This is a genomic window from Clostridia bacterium, assembly GCA_028698525.1.
In the GTDB taxonomy this organism is placed as follows: Bacteria; Bacillota; Clostridia; order JAQVDB01; family JAQVDB01; genus JAQVDB01.
Genome location: JAQVDB010000082.1, coordinates 1 through 7,077 on the forward strand (window position 1 = coordinate 1; position 7,077 = coordinate 7,077).

Consider the following 7,077-nt stretch of genomic DNA (forward strand, 5'->3'; position numbering starts at 1 on the left):
ATTGCCTATAATTTCTATAAGACTTTGTGTAACCATATCAGCATTCACCTTGTTTTCAATATATTTAATTATAAATAGTATATTATCATAAAGGGATATATGTGTAAACTTGCAAAACTTTGATTACAACATGGCAAACATAATATAAAATTAATCCAAACCTAGCCTATAGATTATGTGATTCAGCTTGTTTGATATATATGCTACATCGGCCTTTGTTGCAGGTTGATTATATTCTTTGCTGTATTCCTTCAAGTACGTACATGCTAACTTGCTAGAGGTGGAGTTTGTAATAAAATGATGAGCTGTCAGCTGTGCTGCTGCCAGTCTTTTTTTAACACATGATATACTTCTTAAAACTTCTATTGTAATACCGCTTTTTAAATTTAATTCAGTGGTAGTAGAATTGATCTTGGTTGCGCATTCTATGCTCCTAAAATTTATATAGCCGAGACAGCTATCATTTTTTATAACCGGTTGGCGTGTCTTAAATGGTACCAGTATGAGATCAAAGGATAAGGGAATAGGAACACGGTTTTTCTGTCCTATTAAATCAGAATATTTTTTCCTGATCCTTGTTAGATCTACACACAATATATTTGAAAGCGATGTTAATGCAGAACGAGTTTTTATATCTATATATGCTGTATCACCATTTTTAAGAATTATACGGGTATAGTCGCCTTTGTCTTTAATATATGTAGGGAGTAGGGCATCTATACCTATCTTATAATATGGATGCAGCTTATTCATGCTAGCAATCACCCCACACATAGTCCTATGGAATATATTTCTATTATAGCGAACATATGTTCTGATGTCAATCTTGATATTTTTTCCCATTTGAAACTACCCAATGTGGGAAGAAGGAGCATCTAGATCAAAAAACCCCTGAAGGAAAAATCTATCAGGGGATTTATGTCATTCAAAAAGCTTTTTAAGGTTTTCAGTATAAGGAGGATAAATGATACCTTTTTCGGTTACTATTGCAGTTATATTTTCATAAGGTGTCACATCGAATGCAGGATTATAAGTTTTTACTTGTTTAGGGGCAGTCCAAACTCCAAATCTGCAGGTAATCTCTTTTGAATCCCTTTCCTCAATAGGTATTTCTTGACCTGTAGGAGTGTTAAGATCAATAGTAGGTGTAGGAGCAGCTATAAAAAATGGTATCCCATAATATTTTGCCAGCACTGAAAGTCCTAGTGTGCCTATCTTGTTTGCAGTATCTCCGTTTGCCGCTACCCGGTCACAACCTACGATGACAGCGTCAACTTTACCCTGAGACATAACAAGAGCTGCCATATTATCTGTAATTAGCGTAACATCTATTCCTGCTCTGTACAGTTCAAAAGTTGTAAGTCGTGAGCCTTGTAGTCTAGGCCTCGTTTCATCTGCATATATTTTTAAGTTTATTCCTTTTTCCTTTGCAAGATAAAAGGGTGATGTTGCTGTTCCATATTTTGTAGTAGCGAGAGCCCCGGCATTACAATGGGTAAGGATTCCCATGCCATCTTTAAGCAAAGTGAGAAAGTTTTCTCCTATCCTTCTGTTTATATCTTCATCCTCTTTATGGATGGCAACTGCCTCTTCAAAAAGAGCTTTTTTTATGTTTTGTATAGGTATATCCTTTAACTCAACAACTTTTTTTTCCATCCTTTCAAGGGCCCAGAACAAGTTTACAGCTGTAGGCCTGGAAGTGGCGAGATAATCTGAACTTTTTTTAACATCTTCCCAGAAATATTCAAAACTAGTATCTCGTGCGTTTAACGCAGCTATATAAAAACCATATGCAGCGGTAACCCCTATGGCAGGTGCACCTCTTACCTTCATAGTTTTTATAGCATCCCATACATCCTGTACATTGTCTATTTCCACATATACAACTTGATTAGGAAGTAGGGTTTGATCCAACAAAACAAGCTTATCATTTTTCCATTGTACTGTAATCAATTCATCCACTATTAATTTTCCTCCCTTTAAAGATATTTAGAAAATATAACTATCGATGCATGTTCCTGTTGGGTGTATTAATCCTAAACTCGCTTACGCTCAAACAGGGAAAGTTAAACTGGCATTTTCTACATTACGTTCGTTAAGTTTTATAAGCCAAATGTTTATAAGCAGTTCATTTATCTTGCATACAAGTCCCTGTTCAGTGGTTAATCTAAATTTGGTTGAGGGAGAATATAATACCTGGAGCTGCGACTAATGTGCCGCACTATACATTGTATTTGTATATAGCCAGTGCGGTAGATTGCGGAGCACGGAAGGTATTATATTCTCCCGGTACTGCTCTGTATATTTGTAAGTGTAACAATACCACGAATGGAACATATTGATGATTATATTCTAACAGAAACATATAAAAAAGTGCAGCTAAATTGCAACTTTTAAAGCATATTATATAAATTTGCGTTGTTATTTTTAACTTCAGTGTAGCATGCTCATATGATATAATATCCTTGATTTTGGTAAAATTCTTTAATTTTAAATTAACCATACTATTTTTAAGCTGTTTCAGTTATAATAATTAATATGACGGATTTTACTTTATTGTACATAAAGTAATACATAGATCAGGTTTTTCTTTTTTCGGTTATAATAGTAAGCAGAAAATTATACAAAAAGTTTTATCAAAGGGGAAAATTGCATGTACGTAGATATAGATGGATTGAATATATTTTATGAGGTAGAAGGGGAAGGGGAGGATGTACTTCTATTGCACGGGTGGGGTGCAAGCACACAGGCTTTTGCCCCGGTTTTTAGGCAGTTGGCGGAGAGGTTCAGGGTATACTCACTGGATTTTCCCGGTTTTGGAAACACCCCTGCTCCAGATCAGGTATGGGGTGTTGAGGATTATGCAGACATGGTGGTTGCATTTATCAAGAAGATGGGGATTAATAAGATCAATTTGATAGGACACTCATTTGGAGGCAGGGTAAGCATAGTGCTATCGGCAAAATATCCTCAACATATCAATAAGTTGATTTTGGTGGATAGTGCAGGGCTGATCCCCAAGAGAGGTTGGAGATACTATTTTAAAGTGTATAAATTTAAAATGATGAAAAAGATATATACCCTGGTACATCCCGGGAAGGATTTGGAAGATTTCTATAAAAAATACGGTTCTTCTGATTACAAGCAAACCCAAGGGGTGATGAGGAAGATATTCGTCAAGGTGGTAAATCAAGATTTGAAAGGATATCTTGCAAAGATAAAAGCATCTACACTGCTGATATGGGGGGAGAAGGATAAAGATACTCCGGTGGAATTTGGACAAATAATGGAAAGAGAGATTCCGGATTCAGGGCTAGTTGTATTGGAAGATGCAGGACACTATTCTTATCTAGATCAGTTCGGCAGGTTTATGATAATAACATTCAGATTTTTAGAAGGGGAGTAGACAATGGATTATGGATTTATGATAATTTTAGCAGCTATGGTACCGTTTTTGATCAGGCAGTGGCAACAATACTTGAAATTTATACATATGCTTCAATTAGAAGGATATAAAAACATACAATATATTAAATGGATAAACAAAAATACCAGCACTGTGTTTCTGTTCAACCTATTTTATTCTGCAGTAGTGGTTGTATTGGGATATATAGTAGGTATCTTTGGAAATATATATATCATATACACATTTATAGCTGCGTGGTTTGCTTTTAATTTGTTGCTTGTATTTAGATATAAACCGGAAAAGGTAAAAAAGCAATTGGTATTCACAGCCCGAGTCAAAAGGCTGCTGTTCACGGTATGGGTTTTATTGATAGCTTTTTTAGCATTATTTTTTATGCTTTTGACCCAGGCAAATTACGTTATAAATGTAAATATGGTATATTTTATAATTATCGCTTCCATATTCAATTTGCTCGCTCCTTTTATAGTGCTGGCCGCCAACACTGTAAACTTCCCTGTTGAATGGGCTGTAAAAGTGTATTATTTCAAGTCAGCCCAGGATAAAATAAAGGCTATGTCCGGATTAAAAGTTGTGGGCATAACAGGAAGCTACGGGAAAACCAGTACCAAGTTTATATTGGGTACCATATTGTCCCAAAAGTACAATGTGTTGGTTACCCCTGAAAGCTATAATACTCCTATGGGTATCACAAAAGTGATTAGAGAACAGCTAGACGAAGGGCATGAAATATTTGTCACCGAAATGGGTGCAAGACATATAGGAGATATAAAAACGTTGTGTGATCTTGTTTCTCCCGAAGTGGGGATAATCACATCTATAGGCCCCCAACATTTGGAGACTTTTAAGACGATAGAAAATATCAAAAATACCAAGTATGAATTGATAGAGTGTTTGCCTGGTTCAGGTTTTGCAGTATTTAACGGGAACAATGAATACTGTCTAAAGCTGGCAGAAAACACTGATATAGACAAAACTATATTTGGTACGGGAAACCATGATTTTGATGTGAAAGCAGAGAACATAAAATTTGGGGCAAACGGCCAGGAGTTTGATTTGGTATATGCAGACAATAGAATAAGATGCAGGACAGATTTATTAGGTCTTCATAATATCAGCAACATATTGGCAGCGGTATGTGCTGCTATACATTTTGAATTGTCTCCTGAACAGATAAGGGAGGGCATAGACAAGATTCAGCCTATACCTCACAGGTTGCAGCTTATGAAAGGTAATAACGGAATCACGATAATAGATGATGCGTTTAATTCTAATCCTGTGGGCTCCAAGATGGCTTTAGATGTATTGAAGGAGTTTGAAGGAGGAAACAAGATAATAATAACTCCCGGTATGGTTGAGTTAGGGCAGGAAGAATATGAATACAATAGACAGTTCGGACAGTATATAGCCCAGGCCTGTGATTATGCTATACTGGTAGGGGAGAACAGGTCCAGGCCGATGCTGGAGGGGCTTAAGCTATCCGATTATCCCCAAGACAGGATTTTTGTAGTTTCCTCATTGGATGAGGCTGCCCAAAAGCTTTCTACAATTGCAGCACCGGGAGATGTAGTTTTATTTGAAAATGACTTGCCAGACAATTATAATGAGTGAGTAAAAGGAGAGTGGAGAGATTGAATAAAAAGATGATTGCAGTCATTTTTGGAGGTAGGACGGTAGAGCATGAAGTTTCTATCGTTACAGGCCATCAATTTATTGAGAATATGGATAAAACAAAGTATGATGTTGTTCCTATATATATAACGCGAGATGGGGAATGGTTTACCGGGGAAAAGCTTTTAAATATAGAGAATTTCAAGGAATTTGACCGGATAAGAAAGGATGTAAATAAGACATATATATCCCCCGATCCCACCGATCAATCCTTGGTGGTTATGCCTAAAAGATCAGGTCTTTTCAGCAAGCCATCCTCTATAAAGTTGGATGCGGTAGTGCTTGCGATGCACGGATTGAATGGAGAGGACGGTTCTTTGCAGGGGCTGTTAGAACTTGCAAACATACCTTATGTGAGCCCGGGAATATTAGCAGCATCGGTGGGCATGGATAAGATTGTGATGAAGTCGGTGTTTAAAGGAAATGATATTCCAATATTGGAATACGATTGGTTTTTAAGATCAGAATATCAAAAGGATAAACAGGGCATACTCGATATGATAGAGGAAAAACTGAGCTATCCGATGTTTGTCAAACCGGCTAATCTAGGTTCCAGCATAGGCATAAGCAAAGCTAAAGATCGAAAGGGACTGGAGAAGGGTATAGAGATTGCGATAAGATACGATAAAAGAATAGTGGTGGAACAAGGCATAGATAAGCCTATAGAGATAAACTGTTCCGTAGTAGGATATGATGATAATATAGAAGCCTCTGTATGTGAACAGCCTATATCCTGGGAAGATTTTTTAAGCTACGAGGACAAATACATCAGAGGGAATAGCTCGAAAGGCATGAAGGGTTCCGAGAGGAAAATACCTGCACCTATAGGGGAAGAATTGACAAAAGAGATACAGGATTTAGCACTCCAATCCTTTCGTGCAATAGATGGACGTGGGGTGGCCAGGATAGACTTCTTACTGGATGAGAAGGATATGAAACCATATGTAAATGAAATAAACACCATCCCTGGTTCTTTTTCATATTATTTATGGGAGCCCAAGGGCATCAAATACAAAGAGCTAATTGACAGATTGATAGATCATGCATTTGAAATCCATAGAGAGAAAAACAAAAATACATACTCATTTGACTCCAAGATGCTGGATAATATAAAAGCTGAAGATTTACGGGGTGTCAAAAAATAAAAAGGTTTAACTTTTCGTTAAACTTTTTTATTTTTTTTGTTTAATTTTTTGATTATAGTATAAATTAAAGAAATAATTGCATATGCCGGAATAACTATCATCGCTATTATAAAGAAAAATGCTTCATCAGAGTTGTTTGCGCTATAATAATTATACAACAACCTGTATACTGCATTATGTAGTATTACACATATAAACCATGCCGCTATTAAAATCACAATTTTTCTAATATTTAGTAAAATATATTTATCAAAATCCCGTTTCATAAAATTTCCCCCCTTTTTTATTTTATTCAAATTTAATATTTCAATTTATTTATAAAGTTTTTGTATTTTTATATAAACTGATGTATTTATTTGAGCAGATTTTAGTTAATAAATAATTATGTTTTATGTGTTGTATTGTAATCATATCACAAAATACAAAAAAGGTTATTGACATATGCCCAAAACAATGCTAAACTAAGCATAAAGGGCATACGCCCATAACAACAAAAAGGAGGTGAATGCTTATGCCAGGTGGAGATGGAACAGGTCCTGCTGGTATGGGTCCCATGACAGGTAGAGGTGCAGGTTATTGTGCAGGATATAATAGACCTGGATTTGCTAATTTTTACCCGAGATATGGAATGGGACGAGGTAGAGGATATAGAAATATGTATTATGCTACTGGCTTGCCAAGATGGGCTAGATACGATAGTCCTGCAAGCGTACCATATAATCAAGAAGAAATGCTGATGGAGCAGCAGAGCATACTGGAAGAGCAGCTTGAGGCTATTAAAAAAGAAATTCAAAACCTCAAGGGTGATAAAAATCAAGAGGAAGAATAACAAAAACT

7 protein-coding genes are annotated in these 7,077 nt (G+C 36.2%); 4 read left to right on the forward strand and 3 right to left on the reverse strand.

Annotated features, from left to right (window positions below):
- Positions 1-150: 150 nt before the first annotated feature.
- Both PHP06_09895 and mtnA read right to left on the reverse strand, forming a co-directional pair.
- Positions 151-843: a hypothetical protein gene (locus PHP06_09895; protein ID MDD3840862.1), complete on the reverse strand. Its 693-nt coding sequence runs from the start codon at positions 841-843 to the stop codon at positions 151-153.
- A 78-nt stretch (positions 844-921) separates the two neighbouring features.
- Positions 922-1,965, reverse strand: coding sequence for an S-methyl-5-thioribose-1-phosphate isomerase (mtnA, locus tag PHP06_09900; GenBank protein ID MDD3840863.1), 1,044 nt, complete (start codon positions 1,963-1,965; stop codon positions 922-924).
- A 688-nt stretch (positions 1,966-2,653) separates the two neighbouring features.
- Here mtnA and PHP06_09905 point away from each other — a divergent pair.
- The 3 genes from PHP06_09905 to PHP06_09915 are packed head-to-tail and all read left to right on the forward strand — an operon-like array spanning position 2,654 to position 6,240.
- Complete coding sequence (locus PHP06_09905; protein ID MDD3840864.1) at positions 2,654-3,406, forward strand: alpha/beta hydrolase; 753 nt, start codon at positions 2,654-2,656, stop codon at positions 3,404-3,406.
- A 3-nt stretch (positions 3,407-3,409) separates the two neighbouring features.
- Positions 3,410-5,035, forward strand: coding sequence for a UDP-N-acetylmuramoyl-tripeptide--D-alanyl-D-alanine ligase (locus PHP06_09910; GenBank protein ID MDD3840865.1), 1,626 nt, complete (start codon positions 3,410-3,412; stop codon positions 5,033-5,035).
- Between the two features lie 20 nt (positions 5,036-5,055).
- A complete protein-coding gene (locus PHP06_09915) occupies positions 5,056-6,240 on the forward strand; it encodes a D-alanine--D-alanine ligase (GenBank protein MDD3840866.1) in 1,185 nt (394 codons plus the stop codon).
- A gap of 17 nt (positions 6,241-6,257) precedes the next feature.
- On the opposite strand, the gene PHP06_09920 is transcribed toward PHP06_09915, so the two are convergent.
- Positions 6,258-6,506 carry a hypothetical protein gene (locus PHP06_09920; protein MDD3840867.1) on the reverse strand — a complete coding sequence of 83 codons (249 nt, stop codon included), beginning with the start codon at positions 6,504-6,506 and terminating at the stop codon, positions 6,258-6,260.
- 245 nt (positions 6,507-6,751) lie between these two features.
- On the opposite strand from PHP06_09920, the gene PHP06_09925 reads away from it, so the two are divergent.
- Positions 6,752-7,069, forward strand: a complete 318-nt coding sequence (locus tag PHP06_09925; protein MDD3840868.1) for a DUF5320 domain-containing protein — start codon at positions 6,752-6,754, stop codon at positions 7,067-7,069.
- The last annotated feature ends 8 nt before the right edge of the window (positions 7,070-7,077 follow it).

Excerpts from the sequence above, each read along its gene's own strand:
- PHP06_09925 (MDD3840868.1), top strand. The coding sequence starts at position 6,752 with ATGCCAGGTGGAGATGGAACAGGTCCTGCTGGTATGGGTCCCATGACA.
- PHP06_09920 (MDD3840867.1), bottom strand. The coding sequence starts at position 6,506 with ATGAAACGGGATTTTGATAAATATATTTTACTAAATATTAGAAAAATT.
- PHP06_09910 (MDD3840865.1), top strand. The coding sequence starts at position 3,410 with ATGGATTATGGATTTATGATAATTTTAGCAGCTATGGTACCGTTTTTG.
- PHP06_09905 (MDD3840864.1), top strand. The coding sequence starts at position 2,654 with ATGTACGTAGATATAGATGGATTGAATATATTTTATGAGGTAGAAGGG.
- PHP06_09895 (MDD3840862.1), bottom strand. The coding sequence starts at position 843 with ATGGGAAAAAATATCAAGATTGACATCAGAACATATGTTCGCTATAAT.